This is a genomic window from Salinicola halophilus (assembly GCF_003206155.1).
Taxonomy (GTDB): domain Bacteria; phylum Pseudomonadota; class Gammaproteobacteria; order Pseudomonadales; family Halomonadaceae; genus Salinicola; species Salinicola halophilus.
This window is the reverse complement of sequence record NZ_PZJV01000002.1, coordinates 439,997-460,193: the sequence shown is the minus strand read 5'-3', so window position 1 is coordinate 460,193 and position 20,197 is coordinate 439,997. Positions and strand designations below refer to the sequence as shown.

At 65.5% G+C, this 20,197-nt stretch carries 19 protein-coding genes, 1 other RNA gene and 1 pseudogene; 6 read left to right on the top strand and 15 right to left on the bottom strand.

Annotated elements, in window-relative coordinates:
* Positions 1-9: 9 nt before the first annotated feature.
* The 7 genes from DOM33_RS09770 to rsmI all read right to left on the bottom strand — a co-directional run bounded on the left by DOM33_RS09770 (position 10) and on the right by rsmI (position 7,286).
* Entirely contained in the window at positions 10-1,365 is a 1,356-nt protein-coding gene (locus tag DOM33_RS09770) for a UDP-N-acetylmuramoyl-tripeptide--D-alanyl-D-alanine ligase (protein ID WP_110668394.1), read from the bottom strand.
* Positions 1,362-2,903, bottom strand: coding sequence for a UDP-N-acetylmuramoyl-L-alanyl-D-glutamate--2,6-diaminopimelate ligase (locus DOM33_RS09765; protein ID WP_110668392.1), 1,542 nt, complete (start codon positions 2,901-2,903; stop codon positions 1,362-1,364). Before DOM33_RS09765 ends, DOM33_RS09770 begins: the two co-directional genes overlap by 4 nt.
* On the bottom strand, positions 2,900-4,618 hold the full coding sequence (locus tag DOM33_RS09760; protein WP_110668390.1) for a peptidoglycan D,D-transpeptidase FtsI family protein: 1,719 nt from the start codon (positions 4,616-4,618) through the stop codon (positions 2,900-2,902). The genes DOM33_RS09765 and DOM33_RS09760 overlap by 4 nt, the downstream gene beginning before the upstream one ends.
* Positions 4,615-4,944, bottom strand: coding sequence for a cell division protein FtsL (gene ftsL / locus DOM33_RS09755; protein ID WP_110668388.1), 330 nt, complete (start codon positions 4,942-4,944; stop codon positions 4,615-4,617). Before ftsL ends, DOM33_RS09760 begins: the two co-directional genes overlap by 4 nt.
* Positions 4,945-4,952: 8 nt before the next feature.
* On the bottom strand, positions 4,953-5,933 hold the full coding sequence (gene rsmH / locus DOM33_RS09750) for a 16S rRNA (cytosine(1402)-N(4))-methyltransferase RsmH (protein ID WP_110668386.1): 981 nt from the start codon (positions 5,931-5,933) through the stop codon (positions 4,953-4,955).
* Positions 5,934-5,963: 30 nt separating this feature from the next.
* Positions 5,964-6,314, bottom strand: an RNA gene (gene rnpB / locus DOM33_RS09745) — RNase P RNA component class A.
* Positions 6,315-6,422: 108 nt separating this feature from the next.
* Positions 6,423-7,286 (bottom strand): 16S rRNA (cytidine(1402)-2'-O)-methyltransferase, encoded by an 864-nt coding sequence (rsmI, locus tag DOM33_RS09740; protein WP_110668384.1) that lies wholly within the window; start codon positions 7,284-7,286, stop codon positions 6,423-6,425.
* A gap of 202 nt (positions 7,287-7,488) precedes the next feature.
* Between rsmI and DOM33_RS09735 the strand changes: the two genes are divergently transcribed.
* From DOM33_RS09735 to DOM33_RS09720, 4 genes are read left to right on the top strand one after another with little or no spacing between them, the layout of a single operon-like run.
* The gene (locus tag DOM33_RS09735) at positions 7,489-9,378 is read left to right on the top strand and encodes a penicillin-binding protein activator (protein WP_110668382.1); all 1,890 of its coding nucleotides are present in this window, start codon (positions 7,489-7,491) and stop codon (positions 9,376-9,378) included.
* On the top strand, positions 9,365-9,730 hold the full coding sequence (locus DOM33_RS09730; RefSeq protein ID WP_110668380.1) for a YraN family protein: 366 nt from the start codon (positions 9,365-9,367) through the stop codon (positions 9,728-9,730). Before DOM33_RS09735 ends, DOM33_RS09730 begins: the two co-directional genes overlap by 14 nt.
* An 18-nt stretch (positions 9,731-9,748) precedes the next feature.
* Entirely contained in the window at positions 9,749-10,342 is a 594-nt protein-coding gene (locus tag DOM33_RS09725) for a phosphoheptose isomerase (RefSeq protein WP_110668378.1), read from the top strand.
* Between the two features lie 5 nt (positions 10,343-10,347).
* Complete coding sequence (locus tag DOM33_RS09720) at positions 10,348-10,902, top strand: BON domain-containing protein (protein ID WP_110668376.1); 555 nt, start codon at positions 10,348-10,350, stop codon at positions 10,900-10,902.
* 120 nt (positions 10,903-11,022) lie between these two features.
* Here DOM33_RS09720 and DOM33_RS09715 read toward each other — a convergent pair whose 3' ends face one another.
* From DOM33_RS09715 to zapE, 5 genes are all read right to left on the bottom strand, one after another.
* Positions 11,023-11,514 (bottom strand): ClpXP protease specificity-enhancing factor, encoded by a 492-nt coding sequence (locus tag DOM33_RS09715; RefSeq protein WP_110668375.1) that lies wholly within the window; start codon positions 11,512-11,514, stop codon positions 11,023-11,025.
* 36 nt (positions 11,515-11,550) lie between these two features.
* Positions 11,551-12,177, bottom strand: a complete 627-nt coding sequence (gene sspA / locus DOM33_RS09710; RefSeq protein WP_110668373.1) for a stringent starvation protein SspA — start codon at positions 12,175-12,177, stop codon at positions 11,551-11,553.
* A 157-nt stretch (positions 12,178-12,334) separates the two neighbouring features.
* Positions 12,335-12,724 carry a 30S ribosomal protein S9 gene (rpsI, locus tag DOM33_RS09705; RefSeq protein WP_110668370.1) on the bottom strand — a complete coding sequence of 130 codons (390 nt, stop codon included), beginning with the start codon at positions 12,722-12,724 and terminating at the stop codon, positions 12,335-12,337.
* Positions 12,725-12,736: 12 nt separating this feature from the next.
* Positions 12,737-13,165: a 50S ribosomal protein L13 gene (gene rplM / locus DOM33_RS09700; RefSeq protein WP_110668369.1), complete on the bottom strand. Its 429-nt coding sequence runs from the start codon at positions 13,163-13,165 to the stop codon at positions 12,737-12,739.
* 263 nt (positions 13,166-13,428) lie between these two features.
* Complete coding sequence (zapE, locus tag DOM33_RS09695; RefSeq protein WP_110668279.1) at positions 13,429-14,574, bottom strand: cell division protein ZapE; 1,146 nt, start codon at positions 14,572-14,574, stop codon at positions 13,429-13,431.
* A 322-nt stretch (positions 14,575-14,896) separates the two neighbouring features.
* Between zapE and DOM33_RS09690 the strand changes: the two genes are divergently transcribed.
* Entirely contained in the window at positions 14,897-15,340 is a 444-nt protein-coding gene (locus DOM33_RS09690; protein ID WP_110668277.1) for a Z-ring associated ZapG family protein, read from the top strand.
* A 191-nt stretch (positions 15,341-15,531) separates the two neighbouring features.
* Here DOM33_RS09690 and DOM33_RS09685 read toward each other — a convergent pair whose 3' ends face one another.
* Positions 15,532-16,290 (bottom strand): Nif3-like dinuclear metal center hexameric protein, encoded by a 759-nt coding sequence (locus tag DOM33_RS09685; RefSeq protein ID WP_110668275.1) that lies wholly within the window; start codon positions 16,288-16,290, stop codon positions 15,532-15,534.
* 252 nt (positions 16,291-16,542) lie between these two features.
* Between DOM33_RS09685 and DOM33_RS09680 the strand changes: the two are divergent.
* Positions 16,543-17,703, top strand: a pseudogene (locus DOM33_RS09680) (Do family serine endopeptidase); the annotation flags it as partial.
* Positions 17,704-18,049: 346 nt separating this feature from the next.
* On the opposite strand, the gene hisD reads toward DOM33_RS09680, so the two are convergent.
* On the bottom strand, positions 18,050-19,360 hold the full coding sequence (gene hisD, locus DOM33_RS09675) for a histidinol dehydrogenase (RefSeq protein WP_110668270.1): 1,311 nt from the start codon (positions 19,358-19,360) through the stop codon (positions 18,050-18,052).
* Positions 19,361-19,493: 133 nt separating this feature from the next.
* The gene (hisG, locus tag DOM33_RS09670; protein WP_110668673.1) at positions 19,494-20,141 is read right to left on the bottom strand and encodes an ATP phosphoribosyltransferase; all 648 of its coding nucleotides are present in this window, start codon (positions 20,139-20,141) and stop codon (positions 19,494-19,496) included.
* Between the last annotated feature and the right edge of the window lie 56 nt (positions 20,142-20,197).

Below are 20,197 nucleotides of genomic sequence, written 5' to 3'. Positions count from 1 at the left end.
GAGTCAGATTCACCTTGAAGCGTCGATGCGCAGCGCGGTAACGAGTCGTTCCATGCCCGCGCTGCGCGACCCCTTGACCAGCACGCTGGCACGCGGGGGAAGCCTGTCGTGGGCGAAGCCGGAGAGCGCCGCCCAGTCGTCGAAATGGTGACCCTCGTCGCCGAAGGCCGCGGCAGCGGCGCGCGCGGCGTCGCCGTAAGTCCCTAGAACGTCGATACCCAGCTCGCGCGCCAGACGACCGATCTCGTGATGATAGCGCTCGCTCGCCTCGCCGAGCTCCCCCATGGCACCGAGAAAACACCAGCGCGGCGCCGGCAGGGTCGCCAGTGTTTCGAGAGCGACGCGCATCGCTCCGGGGTTGGCGTTGTAGCTGTCGTCGATGAGACGGCTCTCGCGAATGCCCTCGATCACCTGCATGCGCCCGGGCATCGCCGCGGTCGCCTCGAGGCCGGCGGCGATCTCCGTGGCCGAAAGCCCCGCTGCATGACACGCCCCCGCCGCCGCCAGGGCGTTGCGCACGTTGTGCCGCCCCAAGAGCCCGAGCGACACCCGCCTCGGCGCCTCGCCCGTGATCGAAAGCGTGAAAGCATAGCGCCCGGCAGCGTCACAGACTAGATCGTGAGCGGCCACGCTCGCCTCGGCCTCGATGGCGAAGTCGACCACGCGCGCGCGGCCGGCAAGCGAGCGCCACAGAGGGAAGAACGGCTGCTGGCGGTCGAGCACCGCCGCCCCGGTCTCGCGTAGCCCGGCGAGGATTTCGCCCTTGGCCTGCGCGATCTGCCCGGTGCCGCCGAATTCACCGACGTGCGCATCCGTCACGTTGGTGATGACGGCGATCGCCGGCCGGGCAAGCGCCGTGGTCCAGGCGATCTCGCCGAGGTGATTGGCGCCGAGCTCGACCACCGCATATCGGTGCGCCGGCTCGAGGCGTAGCAGCGTCAGTGGCGCACCGATGTCGTTGTTGAGATTGCCGTGGGTCGCGAGCGTTGGCGCCCGGCGCGAGACGATCGCCGCCGTCAGCTCCTTGACCGTGGTCTTGCCGCTGTTGCCGGTGACCGCGATCAGCTCGCCCTCCCACGCGAGACGATGCGAGTGAGCGAGCTGGCCCAGCGCCAGACGCGTATCGGGCACCACGATCTGTGGCAGCGGGTCGTCGATGGGCCGCGAGACGATGGCCCCGGCCGCCCCGCTCGCCCGCGCCTGGGCGAGAAACGCGTGGGCATCGAAGCGCTCGCCGACCAGTGCCACCAGCAGATCCCCCGGCAGGAGCTTGCGCGTATCGGTGACGACATCACCTACCGGCGAATCCTCTCCCGACAGCCGGACCCCGAGGCGCAGCGCCACATCGCTCAGCCGCTCGCTCATGCCGTCGCCCCGCGGTGGGCGAGTGCCGCCGCGGCCACCTCGAGGTCGCTGAACGGCTGTCGCACGCCGGCGATCTCCTGATAGTCCTCATGGCCCTTGCCGGCGATCAGGACGATGTCGTCGTCGTTCGCCTCGGTGATCACGCGCTCGATGGCGTCGCGACGCCCGTCGATCGACCACGCTGTGGCCGGCGCCGTGAGTCCGGCCGCGACCGCGTCGCGAATGGCCTCGGCAGACTCGGTGCGCGGATTGTCGTCGGTGATGACCACGCGATCGGCATGGCGCTCGACCGCTTGCGCCATCGGCGCGCGCTTGCCGGGATCGCGATCCCCGCCGCAGCCGAACACGCACCACAGAGCGCTTCCTTCCCTCCCGGGCAGGTGCTCGCGCAGCGCGGCAAGCGCGTTGTCCAGCGCAGCGGGGGTGTGGGCGTAGTCGACGATCACCGCCGGCCCGCTCCTCTCATCGGTGGCCGGCACGCGCTGCATGCGACCGGGGACCGGGGTGAGCGCCGCCGCTGCCGGCCAGATCGACTCGAGCGAATGGCCGAGCCCGTAGAGCGTGGTCATCGCCAGCAGCGCATTGTCGAGGTTGAACCGCCCCATCAGCGGCAGTTCGAGCACGTGTTCGTCTTCCGGCGAGGCGATGACGGCGCGCAGGCCGGTCGGCAGTGCCTCGCAGCCGGCCACACGCAGCGTGGTCGCCTCCTGGCTGCCCGTGGCGAGTACGCGCACGCCCTCGGGCAGACCCGCGAGCATCAGTCGGGCGAGCGGATCGTCACCGTTGACGACGGCGAGGCGCACTCCATCGCGTTTGAAAAGCTTCGCCTTGGCCGCCGCGTACGCTGCCATGCTGGCGTGGTAGTCGAGATGATCGCGACTCAGGTTGGTGAAGACCGCCGTATCGATCGGCGTATCCCCGAGCCGATCCTGTGCCAGTGCGTGGGAAGAGACCTCCATTGCCACCGTCTCTACCCCCTCGGCGGCCATCTCTCCCAGCATCTGCTGGAGCGCGAGCGGGCCGGGCGTGGTCTGCAGCGCCGGACGGAGCGCCCCGGGACGACCGTAGCCGAGCGTACCCACGACGCCAGCCGGCTGGCCGAGGCCCTCGAGCAGCGCGGCGATATAGTGCGTCACCGAACTCTTGCCGTTGGTCCCGGTCACGCCGATGAGGCGAAGTGTCTCGGGCACGGCGAACAGTACGCGCCCCAGGGCCGCCAGGCGCTCGGTGATGCCCTCGAGCGCGATCACGCGATCGTCGCTTTCCCAGCGAGGGTCCAGCGCCGCCCCTTCCGCGAGCACGAGTGCGGCGCCCGAGGCGAGCGCGCTGTCGATGTATTCGCGCCCCTCTGCCGCGACGCCGGGCGTGGCGATGAATAGCGTTGGCATCGCCGAGGGCGTCTCATCGGCCACGTCGCGGCTGTCCTGGGTCAGTCGCAGCGTGTCGTGCTCCGCGACCCCGTGCGCGAGGCGCGCGGCCGCCTCGGGGTACGCCAGAGCCTCGAGCGCCGCGACGAGTCGTGTCGTCTTGATTTTCATGGCGCCGTCTCCTCTTCGGGTTGATCCGGCGGCACGTCGAGCAGACGCAGCGCGCTGCCGACGACGCGGCTGAACACCGGGGCCGCGACCAGGCCGCCGTAGTAATCGCCCTTCTTGGGGTTGTCGATCATCACGACCGTGACGATGCGGGGATTCGTCGCCGGCGCGATGCCGGCGAAGAGCCCGCGATATTCGGTCTCCTGATAGCCCTGGCTGGTCACCTTGCGCACCGTGCCGGTCTTACCCGCGATCTGATAGCCCGGCACCATCGCCAGATGTCCACCGGCATTGGGCCGCACGATCTTCTCGAGCATATCGAGCAGTTGATGGGCCACCGTTGGCGACATCACCGGATCGCTCTCGGGTTCGCCACTGAGCTTGAGCAACGAGGGGTGCAGGCGATTGCCGTCGTTGGCGATCGCGGTATAGGCGCTCGCCAGCTGCATCGGCGTCACCGCGACGCCGTAGCCGTAGGCCATCGCCGCCTGCGAGCTGCGAGCGAGGTTGTTCGGTGCCGGTAGACTGCCGCTGTTCTCGCCAGGGAATCCGGTGCCCGGCGTCTGCCCCAGACCGAGCGCCCGATAGCGGTTCCAGATGGTGTCCTTGTCGAGCTCGAGCGCGATGTGCGCCATGCCGATGTTGGACGAGTGCAGCAGGATGCCGGCCGGGTCGAGCTTGCCGTAGTTGCGAAAGTCCTTGATCGTGAAGCCGTCGACGACCATCCACCCCGGACTGGTGTTGATGATCGATTCGGGCGTGAACTGCTCGCTGGCGAGCGCCGCGGACATCGCCAGCGGTTTCATGACCGACCCCGGCTCGATCGCGTCAGTGATCGCCTGGTTGCGCAGACCGCGGACATCGACGTCGGATCGGTTGTTGGGGTTGTAGGACGGCAGGTTGGCCATCGCCAGCACCTCGCCGGTGTGTGCGTCGAGCATCACCAGCGAGCCGCCGTCGGCGTCGTTCTTGCGGATGCCGGCGGCGAGTTCGCGATAGGCCATGTACTGCAGGCGCAAGTCGATGGAGAGCGAAAGATCGCCGCCGGGCTTGGCATCCTCGATCAGATGCAGATCCCGTACCAGGCGCCCCTTGCGATCCTTGAGCACGCGGCGCTTGCCGGGCTGACCGGTGAGATAGCGGTTGTAGGCGAGCTCCAGCCCCTCCTGGCCCTGATCGTCGACGTTCGTCACCCCGACGAGCTGAGCGGCGACTTCACCGGCCGGGTAGTAGCGCTTGTATTCGTCCCGGGCGTAGACGCCGCTCATCTGCAGGTCGAGCACGGGTTCGGCCTGTGCCGGCGTGAGCTGCCGACGCAGATACATGAACTCGTGGTTGGCATAGCGCTCGATCCGATCCTGAAGCTGCTGCGGATCGACCTTGAGCGCGCGGGCGAGCACCGCCTGCTGGATGGGGTCCTGCGTCAGCTCCTGAGGATTGGCCCAGAGCGTCACGACCGGCGTCGAGATCGCCAGCGGATCGCCGTTGCGGTCGCTGATCATGCCGCGGTGGGCCCCGATGGACTCCACGCGCAGCGTACGCGCGTCACCCTGATTCTGAAGAAAGCTGCGGTCGATCACCTGCAGGTAGACCACGCGCCCGATCAGCGCCGAGAGCGCGATCAGGATGACGAAGAGCATGAACCAGTAGCGTCCGGGGCGAAGCGGAGCATCCGGCGCCCGCCGCTTCGACGACGCCGAGGGACGCGAGGCATTCATGGATGGATCACCTTGACTTCATCGACGCCCGGCACCCGCATTTCCAGACGCTCGGTGGAGAGCGATTCGATTCGCGCCGGCGAGGACCAGGTACTCTCCTCGAGCAGCAGGCGTCCCCACTCGGTCTGAAGGGCATCGCGCTGATTCTCGAGTTTCTGAAGGCGCGCGTACTGGACGCGTGTGAGATGAGAGGTGCTGATGATGGCCAGCGCGCTCGCCAGAATGGCGGCGACGAGCAGCGTCAGGATCAGTGACCGCACGCTGACCCGGCGCGCGAAGGGCCAATCGCCCAGCCTCGAGGGCGTGCGTCTTCCTTGAGCGGCCATGGAGCTCCTCACGCCAGCTTTTCGGCGATACGCATTACCGCACTGCGCGCACGGGGATTGATTTCGACTTCGTGCTCGTCCGGCCGAAGCGCCTTGCCCACCGGCTTGAGCCGCTTGTTGAGCTGATCCTCGCGTATCGGCATACCGCGAGGCAAGTGAGTGTCACCGCGGGACTGATCCCGAATGAAACGCTTCACTAGCCGGTCTTCGAGTGAATGAAAGCTGATCACCACCAGTCGTCCGCCCGGCGCCAGCGCGTTCAGGGCGGCATCCAGCGCCCGCTCGAGCTGGCCCAGCTCGTCGTTGAGGTGAATACGGATCGCCTGGAACACCCGTGTTGCCGGGTGCTTGTGCTTCTCCCACGCCGGATGCGCGGCCTTGACGATCTCGGCGAGCTGGTGGGTGCGCTCGATCGGCGCCTCCTGGCGGGCCGAGACGAGCGCTCGGGCGATACGTTTGGCGAACCGCTCCTCACCGTAAGTCTTGAAGACCCTCGCCATTTCGTCGGCGCCGGTGCGCGCGAGCCACTGCGCCGCCCCGATACCGGACTCGGGATCCATGCGCATGTCGAGCGGGCCGTCACGCAGAAAGCTGAAACCGCGCTCGGGATCGTCGAGCTGCGGCGAGGAGACCCCCACGTCCAGCAGCACGCCGTCGAGTCGACCGAGCAGGCCGGTTTCCTCGGCATGACGATCGAGCTCGGCGAAGACGCCGCGACGCAGACTCAGGCGAGCGTCATCGATATCGCCGCCGGCGGCGAGAGCTGCGGGGTCGCGATCGAGTGCCAGCAGACGTCCGTCGGCATCGAGGCGTTCGAGAATCGCGCGCGTATGCCCTCCGCGCCCGAAGGTACCGTCGAGATACCGCCCGGACGGATCGCGGACCAGCGCATCCACGGCGCCGTCGAGCAGGACACTGGTGTGGCGAAAATCGCGGGGAGAGGCCGCACCGTCGTCGGCGAGGGATGAAGCGTTGTCACGGTGCAGCATGGAGGTCTCGGTCGCGTTGGCGATAGAACAGGAGGGAGCCGGCCGATAAGCCGGGTTCTGTCGAGGACAGTCATTCATCTAGGGGTCGCGTCGCCACGACCCTCGAGCAACCTACCCGGATCCAGCGCGGGCCGCGCCTAAGGATCCCTATTTGGTCTTGCTCCAGGTGGGGTTTACCGTGCCACGCACTGTTACCAGGCGCGCGGTGCGCTCTTACCGCACCCTTTCACCCTTACCGGCAGCGAATCGCTGCTTAGGCGGTCTACTCTCTGCTGCACTAGCCGTCGGCTTGCGCCGCCCAGGCGTTACCTGGCACCTCGCCCTATGGAGCCCGGACTTTCCTCCCCCGGATCAACCGGCGGCGACTGTCTGGCCGACTCCCAAGCGCGCAAGAGTACCAGCCCCCCGCCCCCCTCTCAAGGCCGCAGTGACGCGGCATCGAGCCGTGGCGTGCGTCGCCGGACACCGACACTCGAACAGCCACTAACCTCACCCCTCGCCCGGTGCATCCTTGAGCGTCAGCGCCAGCTGATACCACTGCTTGCGCCGGCCGCCCAGCAGTCGCGTGGCCACCCCGGCCGCACTCTTCACGCCGACGCCCTCCGCCAGGAGCGCCTGCAGCAGCGCTTCGCCTTCGGCGTCGTCGACGGCGGTATCGGCGGCGGGCGCGCCGGCGAGCATCACCACGAACTCCCCGCGCGCCTGATCGCTGTCCTCGGCGATGGTCTCGAGCAGCGACGCGGCGCTGCCGTCGAGCAGCGTCTCGAACGTCTTGGTGAGCTCGCGGGCAAGCACCACGCGCCGCTCGCCGAGGGTGGTGGCGACATCCTCGAGGAGATCGCGAATCCGGTGCGGCGACTCATAGAACACGCGCGTCTCCTCGCGGCTCGCACCCGCTTCCAGCTGGCGCCGGCGCGCTGCGGACTTCGCCGGCAAGAATCCTTCGAAGGTGAAGCGGTCGGTAGGCAGACCGGCCACGCTCAGCGCGGCGACCAGCGCACAGGGGCCGGGGATCGGCACCACACGGCAGCCTGCCCGGCGCAGCTCGCGCACCAGCACGAAGCCGGGGTCGGAGATCAGTGGCGTACCGGCATCGCTGACCAGTGCCAGACTCTCCCCGGCGAGCAACCGCGCGCGAAGCTGATCCACTCGCCCCGCCTCGTTGTGCTCGTGCAGCGAGAGCAGCGGTCGCTCGACCCCCAGGTGCTTCAGCAGCCGCTGGGTATGCCGGGTATCTTCGGCGGCGATCGCGTCCACCTCGGCGAGGGTTCGCGCTGCGCGTGCGCTCATGTCCTCGAGATTCCCAATCGGCGTGGCGACCACGTACAATACGCCTTCTTTTCTCTCGCTCATTCGATACCATCCGGGTTGATAGGCGATAACTGGGTCGCGAGCGCCCGTGCGCCGGGCGTCATGGCGACTCACTCGACGTCACGCTTCGAGCGTCGACGCCACAGGGACACGGGTTCGAGCCGCCTTCACGCCGGCTCGACGGCAGCGATCGCGACGTCGCGTTGCGAAAGGCGCGCCTCGTACAGGTAAAGGGACAGACACTATGGGTTATTCGCTGCGGCGATTTCTTCTGCCATTGATGGCGACGCTGGCGCTGGCCGGCTGTGCGGGGCAAAGCATGATGCCGGGCAGCAGTGGCCCGGATGCGCAGACACTGCTCGAGCAGGCGAACCAGCAGAGCGGCGGGGAGGCGGCCTCGACCCGGCTCGAAGCGGCCGACATCCTAGCACGCCAAGGCGATTCGGCGCAGGCACTGGCCATCGCCAGCCAGATCGATCCGCAGTCGCTCGCCCCCGCCGAGCGGGTACGCTGGGCCATGGTGCTGTCGGACGCGGGCCTTGCCGAGAAAGACGGCTGGAATACCGTCCGCGCCACCGACATCCTGGATAGCGGCATCGAGATTGCCGACCGCGATGCGCAGACCCTGCGCTATCGCCGCGGCATCGCTCTCAACCTGATCAACGAGCCCGAGGCCTCCGCGGAGCTGCTGATCCAACTGCAGCGCAATGACGCCCCCTATGAGCTGACCGACGATATCTGGGCACCGCTGTCTCAGCTCAGCCCTACCGCTCTCGACACCCTGGCCGCGTCCGGCAGCGACCCCCTCACCCAGGGCTGGGTCGAACTGGCCCGACTCTACCGCGCCAGCGGCGGCGATGTCGGCAGCCTGTTCGATCGGCTGGGCCAATGGAGCAGCCGCTATCCTGACCACCCTGCCAATCGCCGCCTGCCGAAGGATCTCAACGCGCTTCGCCAGCTGGAAGGCCAGGAAGTGGAGCGCGTTACCGTGCTGCTGCCGGAGAGCGGACCGCTTGCCAATATCGCCTCGGCCATTCGCCAGGGTATCGAGGCTCGCGCCAGTGACGCTCGCACCCAGGGCGAGAGCGTCCCGGCCCTGACTTTCGTCGACTCGAGCCAGCAGAACATCGATGCGCTCTACGCACAGGCGACCATGAACGGGGCACAGGCAGTGCTCGGCCCCCTCGACAAGGACACCGTCAGTGAGCTGGAGACACGCGACAGCGTGCCGCTCCCGACGCTGGCGCTCAACTATGGCGAGCACCCGCGCAATCAGGCAAGCGATCTGTTCCAGTACGGCCTTTCCGCCGAAGATGAGGCGCGTCAGGTCGCTCAGCGCGCCTATCAGGACGGACGACGTCGCGCCGGCGTGATGGTGCCGAGCAACGAGTGGGGCTCGCGGATTCTCGCGGCGTTTCGACAGCGCTGGGAGAACGAAGGCGGCCAGATCGCCTCGGTCGTGAGCTATGACCCCTCCGGCTCCGTTGCCAGCGCGGTGCGCAACCTTCTCGACGGCAAGCGCACCGACATGGACATGCTCTTCTTGCTAGCACTGCCGAGCTATGCCCGCCAGATACCACCGACGCTCGACTTCTATTACGCCAGCACGCTGCCGATCTATGCGACGTCGCACCTCTACGAGGGCTCGCCACAGCCCCGCGCCGATCACGACCTCGACGACGTTCAGTTCGTGGATGTCCCCTGGATGATTCCGGATGCCGCCGTCGGCGGAACCGATGCCCTGCCCTTCGTATCGACCTATCGCCGCCTGTCGAGCGACGGCGATCCCGGCCTGCTCAAGCTCAATGCCATGGGCGTCGACGCGTTCGAGCTGGCGCGGCGCCTGCCGGTCTTCCGCGCCCTGCCCAACACTCAGCTGTTCGGCGCGACGGGCAACCTGGAAGCGCAGGACGATGGTCGGATCCGACGGACGCTACCCTGGGCGGTATTCCAATCCGGGGCGCCTCAGCCGCTGCTGACAGCCCCCAACCCGGCGCTGACGCCCGGCCCGGTTCTCGATACCGGAAACCGAGGTGGCGGCGATGGCGAACAGCCCAGTGGCGCCGTGCCACCCTCCGGACAGCCGCTCAACGGCCTCGACGACGAGAGTTTCAACGGCGATGCCTCGCTCTGATCCCCGCTTTCGCGGCGAACAGGTCGAGCAGCAAGTGGCGCACTGGCTCACCGAGCGCGGCCTGACGCTCGTTGCCAGCAACCAGCATGCCAAGGGCGGCGAAATCGACCTGATCCTGTGGCACGGCCAGACCCTGGTCTTCGTCGAGGTACGCCATCGTCGCGACACCCGCTACGGCCATCCGCTGGAGACCGTCACACCCGCCAAGCAGCGCCGCATCGTCAAGGCGGCGCGTTTTTATCTTCAGACGCAGCGGCTATCATGCCCGTGCCGCTTCGATGTCGTCGGCGTGACGGGCCAGGCGCCCGCGCTGGAATTCGAATGGATTCAGGCCGCCTTCGACGCATATTGATCGCCCAATAGGCTTCTCATGGATTTTCAATCGCGCATTCTCGATCACTTCAACGCCAGCATCGATACCAAGACTTACGCCAGCGAAGTTCTTCCCCCCTTCATCGAAGTCGCCAGCCAGATGATGGTTCAGTGCCTGGTCAGCGAAGGTAAGATTCTGGCCTGCGGCAACGGCGGCAGCGCCGGTGATAGCCAGCACTTCTCGTCCGAGCTGCTCAACCGGTTCGAGCGCGAACGCCCGAGCCTGCCGGCGCTGGCGCTGACCACGGACACCTCGACGCTAACGTCCATCGCCAATGACTACAGCTACAACGATGTCTTCTCCAAGCAGATTCGCGCCCTCGGCCAGCCGGGCGACGTACTCCTGGCGATATCGACGAGCGGCAATTCGGCCAATATCGTCCAGGCGATCCAGGCCGCCCACGACCGCGAGATGAGCATCGTCGCCCTGACCGGTCGCGATGGCGGCGACATGGCGTCGCTGCTGGGTCAAGAAGACTGCGAGATTCGAATTCCCGCGACCTCGACGGCGCGCATTCAGGAAGTACACCTCTTGGTCATTCACTGTTTGTGTGATCTGATCGACGAACAGCTTTTTGGCAGCAACGAGTAAGCCTCATGAAAAAGACCCTGATCGTCTCCTCCTGCCTCGTCGCCCTGCTCTCTCTCGGCGGTTGCGCCAGCGAAGGACCGAAGGAGAACTACAACGAGCGCACGCCGGGCGCCGAAGTCGAAGACAGCACCATTCAGAGCAAGATCTTCGATAGCCTCGAGGCAACCGACGCGCGCTTCGGCGACACTCACGTCAACGTCGACAGCTACAACAGCAACGTCCTGCTCACGGGCCAAGTGCCCAGCGACGAGCTCAAGCAGAAGGCCGGGGAGATTGCGCGCAACGTTCGCAGCGTGCGCCAGATTCACAACGAACTGATGGTTTCCGCCAACACGCCGATCAGTCAGCGCATGAACGACACCTGGATCACGGGACGCATCAAGGCCAATCTCGTTGCCAACGATCAGGTCGACGCCAATCTCATTCGTGTGATCACGGAAAATGGCACCGTCTATCTCATGGGCATGGTGTCTCAGGCACAGGCCAGCGAAGTCGTGGCTGCCGCCTCCGGAGTCGGTGGAGTCCAGCGCATCGTCAAGGTCTTCGAATACCTCGACTGAGCCAGACGCCCCCAGACGGACACAAAAAAACCACCGCCGGGTCACCGGGGTGGTTTTTTTGTCGTCGTGACATCGAGTCCGGCCGCGTAAGGGACCTATCCGACTCGCGTTCTCGAGCGCTTACTTGACGATACGCAGCGAGGGTTTGCCTCGATCCGGCTTGCCGTCAGTATCATCACTGTCGGCGTCCGGCTTGTCGTCTGCAGGCGCGTCACTGCGTCGTTCGATGCTCTCGAGTGTCGGCCGCTCCTGCCCTTCCTCTTCGAGCTCCGCATCCGCTTCACTCGCGTGGTCAGGCATGACGGGCTCCTGCCCGAACACCATGCCGACACCGTTTTCGCGGGCGTAGATCGCAATCAGCGCATCCGTCGGTACGATCACTTGCATCGGTTGACCGCTGAAGCGGGCGCCGAACGTCACGGCCGCATTGTCGATCGACAGATCCCGAACCGCAGCAGGCGCAACGTTAAGCACGATCTGCCCGTTCTGGACGAACTGCTGAGGTACGCGCACGCCTGGCTTGCCGGCATCGACGACGATGTAGGGTGTCTGGTCATTGTCGAGCAACCATTCGTACAGGGCTCGGGCCAGGTAGGGACGGCTCGTCAGCATGGGATCTCCTTTCGAGCGGCTAGCGAAGAATGCCGATCAGCTACGCATCTCACGTTCGGACTCGGACAGTGCCACCTTGAAGGTGTCACGCGCGAAGACGCGCTCCATGTAGTCCATCAGCGGCTTGACCTGCTTCTCGGGCAGTTCGACGCCGAGCGCCGGCAGGCGCCAGAGAATCGGGGCGATACAGCAGTCCACGAGCGTGAATTCATCGCTCATGAAATAGGGCATGTCTTCGAAAATCGGGGAAATACCGGTCAGGCTCTCGCGCAGTTCCTTGCGCGCCTTCTCGGACTCTTTCTTGGGACCGCGCTGAATCTGCTCGACCAGCGGACACCATTCGCGCTCGATGCGATGCATCCAGAGACGGCTCTGGGCGCGAGCGACCGGGTAGACAGGCAGCAGCGGCGGATGCGGGAAACGTTCGTCCAGATACTCCATCATGACCTTGGACTCGTAGAGCACCAGATCGCGATCGAGCAGTGTCGGTACGCTGTTGTACGGATTCAGGTCGGCCAGCTCAGCATTGTGCTCTTCCGCCGAGACATCGAGGATATCGACGGCCACGCCCTTCTCGGCCAGCACGATTCTCACGCGGTGACTGAAATGGTCATCGCTGCCGGAATAGAAGGTCATCGACGATCGCTTGGCCACTACACCCATGAAACTTTCCTCGCATTAATTGAGCTGCGCATGATAACACGACACGCTGTTGGCCACGGCGAGCGACCGGGAAGCGGACGCACAGGGCCTGACGTCAAACGACAAAACGCCCGGCTGTAACAGCCGGGCGTCGAGCGCGAAGAGCGATTCCGAAGAATCAGCGCTTGGAGAACTGCGGACGACGACGCGCCTTGCGAAGACCGACCTTCTTACGCTCGACTTCGCGAGCGTCACGCGTCACGTAGCCAGCGGCGCGAAGCGGCTTGCGAAGCTCTTCGTTGTACTCCATCAGGGCACGCGTAATGCCGTGACGAATGGCGCCCGCTTGCGCGGAACCGCCGCCACCCTTGACGGTGATGAAGGCGTCGAACTGGCCGGTCGTTTCGGTCAGCTCGAGCGGCTGGCGAACAACCATCTGCGCGGTGACACGGCCGAAGAAATCGCCGAGTTCACGATCGTTGACGGTGATCTTGCCGGTGCCCGGCTTGAGGAACACGCGAGCGGTGGAGGTCTTGCGACGTCCGGTGCCGTAATACTGTTGTGCCATGGTGGTCTACCCTCAGATGTTCAGTTCTTGCGGCTGCTGCGCGGCGTGGGGATGTTCGGTACCGGCGTACACCTTGAGCTTGGCGTACATGGCACGACCCAGCGGCCCTTTGGGCAGCATGCCCTTGACGGCGGATTCGATGACGCGCTCGGGGGCGTGATCGATCAGCTTCTCGAACGACATGGAGCGCAGGCCACCCGGATAACCGGTATGACGATAGTAGTTCTTGGCTTGCGCCTTGTTGCCGGTCACTTTCACCTTCTCGGCGTTGACCACGACGATGTAATCGCCGGTGTCGACGTGCGGGGTGTATTCCGGCTTGTGCTTGCCACGCAGGCGGCGAGCGATTTCCGTCGACAGACGACCGAGCGTCTTGCCCGCTGCATCGACGACATACCAGTCGCGCTGCACGGTCTGCGGCTTGGCACTAAACGTCTTCATGAGTGTTTCACCAGATAAGCGTGTTTGGGCTGAGGCGCACCTCTAGCCATCCCTATTTTTCTTGGGTTACCCGAAGGCGATCGCTTCAACTCGAGAAGAGACCGCGAGCCTCGGCGCAACGGCTCGAGACCCTCTTCGCCGTAGGCCTGAGCCCAGGGGCAACGTAACGAAGAGCGCGCATTGTACACGAGCGCTGATTGCCAATAAAGAGATTCGTCGCCCGCCGTCCAAGTGATGCGCGCCCTTCGACAGCCGGCTCGCCGTCAGGGTTTGTGCGTCAGTGCCAGATAGTCTCGAGACTGCATTTCCTGCAAGCGCGACAGCGTGCGCTCGAACTCGAAACCAAGATTACCGCCGGCGTAGAGCGATTCGACGTCGGTCTCAGCGGAGAGCAGCAGCTTCACGGCGCGGTCGTAGAACTCATCGACCATGCTGATGAAGCGCCGCGCCTGATCGTCGCTGGCCGCGCCCATCTTCGGAACGTTGGACACCAGCACGGTGTGAAACTCCCGCGAAAGCTCGATGTAGTCATTCTGACTGCGCGGGCCGTCGCAGAGCACCTTGAAATCGAACCATGCGACACCTTCGTGCTGACGTCGCGCGGTGAGCGTTCGATGATTGATCGTCAACGTGACGTCACTCTCGCCTTCCTGACCGGCCACCGAGCGAAAGCTCTTCGCCAGCTGCGACTCGGCCTGTTCGTCCAGCGGCGAGTGAAAGATCTCTACCTGCTCGAGCGCGCGCAGCCGGTAGTCGACCCCCGAATCGACGTTGACCACCTCGCAGTGGCGCTTGAGGAGATCGATCGCCGGCAAGAACCGCGCTCGCTGCAGGCCGTCCTTGTAGAGATCGTCCGGCACGATGTTGGAGGTGGCGACCAGCACCACCCCCTGGGCGAACAGGGCCTCCATCAGGTTGCCAAGGATCATCGCGTCGGTGATGTCCTTGACGTAGAACTCATCGAAGCAGATGACACGCGCCTCGCTGGCGAACTCCGCGGCGATCTGCGTCAACGGATTCTTCTCGCCCTTGTGGGCCTCGAGCTCTCGATGAACGCGCTGCATGAAGCGGTTGAAGTGCGTGCGCATCTTGCGCTCGAACGGCAGCGACTCGAAGAACACATCGACCAGATAAGTCTTGCCCCTCCCTACCCCGCCCCAGAAGTAGAGCCCGGTGATAGCGGGCACGGCCGGCGGCGCATCGTCACTCTTGCCGCTCTTGCCACGCTTGCCGAACAGTCCCGCCACCTTGGTCAGGGCCGACTCTCCGCCCGCACCGCCGACGGAGGGCTTCGGTGCCGGCGTACTGACGAGATCGTCGAAGAGCCGCTGAAGATGCTGAACCGCGTTTTCCTGAGCGGCATCGCGACTGAATCCTTCGCGCTCTAGGTCAGCCTGATAGCGCGCCATGGGCGTCGGGGAGCGAGAGTGAGACGTCGCGGAACTCGAAGGACTCATATCAGGGCCGTGCCTCGGATCGGAAAGTGGAGTGCGAAATGAAAACGTGGAGCGAAATTATAGCGCCCGTCGGCGGGCTTAACAGTGCCGCCTCGGCGTGGGATAGTCGCACCGATTGCGCCATCGCCGCGAAACCGCCCTGCCGGCGGCACGGGGTCGCGTTTTGAAGCACCGGGGTCGCCTCGAGGTTTGACCCGATCAGCGACCGAGTCGATATACTACGCGGTACCCATCACGCGAACGGCCGTGCCAACGCGGCAATGAGGAGCGCACTGTGAACGAAAGCAACATCGACTGGATTCTGGCGATCGCCTGTTTCTTGGCGGGCATCGGCATCGGCGCCCTCTGTTATCACCTGCTCAACGCCAATGTCGCTCGCAACCAGAAGGTACGCCAGCGTCTGGCGCAGACCGAGCTCGAACTCAATCAGGTCAAGGACGCGCTCAACGACCATTTCTCCAAAGTCGCTGACCTTGCCGGTAGCATTCAGCGTCAGAGCCAGGAGCTCGAGCACCATCTCGCCCATGGCGCCGACAAGCTGGTCGACGACCTCAAGCTCAAGCGCCGCCTGCATGGCGGCGAAACGGAGGACGAAGAGGTCGATGCCCCGCAGGTTCCGCGCGACTATGCCGACGGCGCCAAAGGAACGCTCTCGGAAGATTTCGGCGTGCGCCGACGCAACGAGGAATCCGAGACCGCCTCCCCGCCGCGCTACTGATCGACCAACACCTCGGCCGGGCGCGACCCGGCCCGAGCCGATGCTCGACGCCTGCACTCCCCGCGTCAGCGGTCACTAAGGGCCGGCTTGAATGCCGCATTCTCGCTCCCCCCTCGCTCAACCCGCTTGCTTCCCGCCCGGCATTCACGTCGCGTCCGCATGAAAGACCCTAGAGCCGAAACGTGCCGCGGTCACGCCGGGTTGTCGATATCCACGAACCGATGCTCCGCGTCGAAACGGGTGGCGAGCCACTCGCCGAGTTCGCGGACCCCATCGCGCTCGGTGGCATGATGCCCCGCGGCCACGTAGGTTATCCCCATCTCCCGCGCCATGTGTGTAGTGCGTTCGGATATCTCACCCGAGATGAACGCCTGCGCCCCCGCCTCGGCCGCCGCCGGCAGCATGTCCTGCGCCCCCCCGGTACACCAGGCGATGCGCTCTATCTCTCCCTCGTGACCCGTTACCACGGTGGGGCTACGACCCAGGGCCGATTCGACACGCGCCCCGAGTGACTCAGTGGTCAGCGACGTCTCGGGCCGACCGAACCACAGCAGACCCTTGCCGAGCTCGTCATCCAGACAACGCTCGACCTCGAGCCCCAGGCGGCGTCCCAAACAGGCGTTGTTGCCCAGTGAGACATGGGCATCCAAGGGCAGATGATAGGCGAACAGGTTGATCCCGTTTTTGAGTAGCGTGGCAAAGCGCCGCTGCTTCATGCCAGTGACCGCGACGGGTTCGTTCTTCCAGAAGTAGCCGTGATGAACCAGTACGGCGTCCGCCTGCCAGGCGACCGCCTCGTCGAGCAGTGCCTGACAGGCCGTCACGCCGCTGAGCACTCGACTGACCGTCTCGCTGCCTTCGATCTGCAGACCGTTGACGGTGTAGTCCTTGAACGTCGATGCCTTCAATTCGGCATCCATCGCCTGGTTCAGCGCATCTCGGGAAATCATGGCGGCTCCAGCGTCGAATGAGGATGAGTGCTAGACTCTTGCGTTTCGCTTGGCGGCAGCGATCATCGCGAAGCGCCCGTTTCGCGGTTTCGCCGTCGGCACGATCGTGTAACGAATGACCGTCGCGCAGCGAATCGCTGGCGATATTGTGTCAGCGCCGCCACGTAGCGGAAACCATCATTCTCGTACCAGCCGTCGAACGATAAGAACGGATTGGCTCACCCGGCCACACCGTCATTCAAGGATCCGCGCATGCGCCGCCATTTTCTGGCCTATTTCTGGCCCGCGCTCTGCGGCATCGGCTTTGCCGTGGCGCTGCTCTACGCCTTCCCGAGCCTGCTCGGTCACACTGCCGGGCCCCCCATCGATGCCCCCCAGCTGATCGAAGCCCCCGCTCTCGATCGGCGCCAGGGGCCGGTGAGCTACTCTCAGGCGGTCAATTATGCCGCGCCGGCGGTGGTGAACGTCTACTCCTCGCGGGAGGTCGACGTCAATCAGCATCCTCTGATGTCGGACCCTTTCTTTCGCCAGTTCTACGGTCGCGACATGCCTCAGCGCCAGCGCATGCTGTCGAGCCTGAGTTCCGGCGTCATCGTCAGCGAGAGCGGCTATATCCTGACCAACAACCACGTCGTCAACGACGCCGACCAGATTCAGATCGCCCTGCGCGACGGCCGCGAAGCGATCGCCCAGGTCATCGGCACCGACCCCGACAGCGATCTCGCCGTGCTCAAGATCACCCTCGACGATCTCCCCGTTATCAAATTGAGTGACTCGGAAAACGTCGCCATCGGCGATGTGACGCTCGCGATCGGCAACCCGTTCGGCGTCGGACAGACGGTGACCATGGGCATCATCAGCGCCACCGGACGTGATCATCTCGGCCTGAACGCCTACGAAGATTTCATACAGACCGACGCCGCGATCAACCCGGGCAACTCGGGCGGTGCGCTGGTCGACGCTAACGGTGCCCTGATCGGCATCAACACGGCGATATTTTCCCGCTCCGGTGGCTCTCAGGGCATCGGCTTCGCCATTCCGGCCAACGTGGCCCGCGACATCCTGGCGGACATCGTGACGCACGGTCGGGTGATTCGCGGCTGGCTGGGTGTCGACGCTCAGCAGATGACACCGGACCTCGCCACCTCGTTCGGCCTGAAGACGTTGAGCGGAGTGATCATCGCCAACGTGATCGACGACGGGCCGGGAGACGAGGCGGGCCTCCAACCGGGGGACATTCTGATTTCGATCGATGGCGCCCCCATTCGTGATCCGCGCGATACCATGGTCGATATCGCCGAGATCGCCCCCGGCACGCGGCTGCCCGTCACGCTGATTCGCGGCGGGCAGCAACGGGAAGTCATGGTGACGGTGGGCGAGCGCCCCGAACCGGGCGATGCCGAAGAGGCCGACGGCACCCCCGCCCCGGAGACGGAAGAGAACGACAAGGGGGAGGTCACGCCACCGGCGGCCCCAGAAGGCGCCCCACGCGGCCCCGACAATGAAAACGCCGACGAGCCGGCAATGCCAGAAAGCAACGCCAGCTCGGAAGCGGCGGCGTGGCCGCCCTCTTCGATGATCCCCGCGCTTCAATCACCTGACAGCGAGCTATCGCTGTAGCGAGCCCGGAGCGTCGCGCGTCACGAACATCACGATCGAAGCGGTTCGGGCGCGGCGCCCGGTGATAGCTGGGCCACAATCCAGGTAGGCCGGTCGAACAGGATCGACCGCCCGATGACGGCCGACCGCGTTGGGTCGATCAGCGTTTGAAACGACTCTCGGCCGAGCGGGCATGAGCGGTGAGCGACTCGCCGCGGGCGAGCACGGAAGCCGTGCGCCCCAGGCGGTCGGCGCCTTCCGGCGAGCACTGGATCAGCGAGGACCGCTTCTGGAAGTCGTAGACGCCCAGCGGCGAGGAGAAACGGGCGGTGCCGGAGGTGGGCAGAACGTGGTTCGGCCCGGCGCAGTAATCCCCCAGCGCCTCTGCCGTATAGCGACCCATGAAGATCGCGCCGGCGTGGCGCACGCGTTCAGCCATTGCCTGCGGTGCCTCGACGGAGAGTTCGAGATGCTCGGGGGCGACGCGATCGACGATGGCGATGGCCTCCTCCTCACTCTGACAGCGAATCAGCGCCCCGCGGCGCGAGAGCGATTCGCGAATGATCGCTTCGCGCTCCATCGTCGGCAGCAGGCGTTCGATGGCGGCCTCCACGGCGTCGAGATGTGCCGCGTCCCAACCGATCAGCATCGCCTGGGCATCCTCGTCGTGCTCGGCCTGAGAGAAGAGATCCATCGCCAGCCACTCGGGATCGGTGACGCCGTCGGAGACGATCAGAATCTCGGAAGGTCCGGCGATCATGTCGATCCCCACCTGACCGAACACCGCGCGCTTGGCGGTCGCCACGTAGATATTGCCCGGCCCGACGATCTTGTCGACCCGCGGCACGCTCTCGGTGCCGTAGGCGAGCGCCGCGACCGCTTGGGCACCGCCCACCGTGAAGACCCGCTCGACACCGGCGAGGTGCGCCGCCCCCAGCACCAGATCGTTGAGCACGCCGTCCGGCGTAGGCACGACCATCACGATCTCGCTCACGCCGGCGACCGCTGCGGGAATGGCGTTCATCAGCACCGAGGAGGGATAGGCCGCCTTGCCGCCCGGCACATAGATGCCGACGCGGTCGATCGGCGTCACCTTCTGACCCAGCAGCGTGCCGTCCGCCTCCTCGTACTGCCACGAACTCGGCTTCTGATGCTCGTGGTAACGGCGAATTCTCTCGGCGGCATGCTCGAGCGCTTCGCGCTGCGTCTCCGGTAGCGCGGCGAAGGCCCGCGCGAGGCGCTCACGGGGGAGCGTGAGTGCCGCGACGTCCGCCACGTTCAGACGATCGAAACGATTGGTGTACTCGATCAGCGCGGCATCCCCCCGGGCGCGAATGCCGGCGATGATCTCATCGACCCGGGAACCGATCTCGTGGTCGGAAACGCCCTCCCAGGCCAGTAGCGCCTCGAGGCGCGAGTCGAAGTCGGCATCCTGAGTGGACAGGCGAGCGAGGGGGCGCGATGGACTCATGACATTCTCTCAAAGGCGACGGCGCAGGCTTGCGCCACGGGACGGTATCGAAAAGACGCTACTGGCTACTGACTGACTGGGGGCGAGCGCCCCGCCGCCGGGCGATTCATTCGGCAGCGGTGAGCGACTGGCGTCAAACGTTCTGCTCGCGCGCGGTGACCGCCGTGCGCAGACGCTCGATGAGCGGCTTGAGTTCGGCGTGCTTCATCGTCATCGACGCCTTGTTGACCACCAGCCGCGTACTGATGTTCTCGATCAGCTCGCGCGGCTCCATGCCGTTGGCGCGCAGCGTATTGCCGGTGTCGACGATGTCGACGATCTCGTCGGCCAGGTTCATCAGCGGCGCGAGTTCCATGGCGCCGTAGAGCTTGATCACCTCGGCCTGGATACCCAGCTCGGCATAATAACGTCGGGCGACGTTGACGAACTTGGTCGCCACCCGCCGCCGGGCACGCGCCGGCGAGGCGCCCACGATCCCCGCGGTCATCAGTCGGCAGCGCGAGATACCCAGATCCAGCGGCTCGTAGAGCCCGTCGGCGCCGTGCTCGAGCAGGACGTCCTTGCCGGCGATGCCCAGATCCGCGGCGCCGAGCTGGACGTAGGTCGGCACGTCGACGGCGCGAATCACCACCAGCTTGACGTGCTCGAGGTTGGTGTCGAACAGCAGCTTGCGGCTCTTGCCGAAGTCATCGGCGGGCACGATGCCGGCGTCCGCCAGCAGCGGGAGCGTCTCCTCGAGAATTCTTCCCTTGGAGAGCGCGACTATCAGTTGATCGCTCATGTCATCCATCTACGGTCGTTCGGTTCGATCCCCGCGGTGACGCCCAGGGCGCCGCC

Bases quoted from the DNA above. Each gene is read 5' to 3' on its own strand.
- DOM33_RS09765 (WP_110668392.1), bottom strand. From the start codon at position 2,903: ATGAAAATCAAGACGACACGACTCGTCGCGGCGCTCGAGGCTCTGGCG.
- DOM33_RS09760 (WP_110668390.1), bottom strand. From the start codon at position 4,618: ATGAATGCCTCGCGTCCCTCGGCGTCGTCGAAGCGGCGGGCGCCGGAT.
- DOM33_RS09720 (WP_110668376.1), top strand. From the start codon at position 10,348: ATGAAAAAGACCCTGATCGTCTCCTCCTGCCTCGTCGCCCTGCTCTCT.
- hisG (WP_110668673.1), bottom strand. From the start codon at position 20,141: ATGAGCGATCAACTGATAGTCGCGCTCTCCAAGGGAAGAATTCTCGAG.
- rplM (WP_110668369.1), bottom strand. From the start codon at position 13,165: ATGAAGACGTTTAGTGCCAAGCCGCAGACCGTGCAGCGCGACTGGTAT.
- rpsI (WP_110668370.1), bottom strand. From the start codon at position 12,724: ATGGCACAACAGTATTACGGCACCGGACGTCGCAAGACCTCCACCGCT.
- rsmI (WP_110668384.1), bottom strand. From the start codon at position 7,286: ATGAGCGAGAGAAAAGAAGGCGTATTGTACGTGGTCGCCACGCCGATT.
- rsmH (WP_110668386.1), bottom strand. From the start codon at position 5,933: ATGCTGCACCGTGACAACGCTTCATCCCTCGCCGACGACGGTGCGGCC.
- ftsL (WP_110668388.1), bottom strand. From the start codon at position 4,944: ATGGCCGCTCAAGGAAGACGCACGCCCTCGAGGCTGGGCGATTGGCCC.
- sspA (WP_110668373.1), bottom strand. From the start codon at position 12,177: ATGGGTGTAGTGGCCAAGCGATCGTCGATGACCTTCTATTCCGGCAGC.
- hisD (WP_110668270.1), bottom strand. From the start codon at position 19,360: ATGAGTCCATCGCGCCCCCTCGCTCGCCTGTCCACTCAGGATGCCGAC.
- zapE (WP_110668279.1), bottom strand. From the start codon at position 14,574: ATGGCGCGCTATCAGGCTGACCTAGAGCGCGAAGGATTCAGTCGCGAT.
- DOM33_RS09770 (WP_110668394.1), bottom strand. From the start codon at position 1,365: ATGAGCGAGCGGCTGAGCGATGTGGCGCTGCGCCTCGGGGTCCGGCTG.
- DOM33_RS09730 (WP_110668380.1), top strand. From the start codon at position 9,365: ATGCCTCGCTCTGATCCCCGCTTTCGCGGCGAACAGGTCGAGCAGCAA.
- DOM33_RS09685 (WP_110668275.1), bottom strand. From the start codon at position 16,290: ATGATTTCCCGAGATGCGCTGAACCAGGCGATGGATGCCGAATTGAAG.
- DOM33_RS09725 (WP_110668378.1), top strand. From the start codon at position 9,749: ATGGATTTTCAATCGCGCATTCTCGATCACTTCAACGCCAGCATCGAT.
- DOM33_RS09715 (WP_110668375.1), bottom strand. From the start codon at position 11,514: ATGCTGACGAGCCGTCCCTACCTGGCCCGAGCCCTGTACGAATGGTTG.
- DOM33_RS09735 (WP_110668382.1), top strand. From the start codon at position 7,489: ATGGGTTATTCGCTGCGGCGATTTCTTCTGCCATTGATGGCGACGCTG.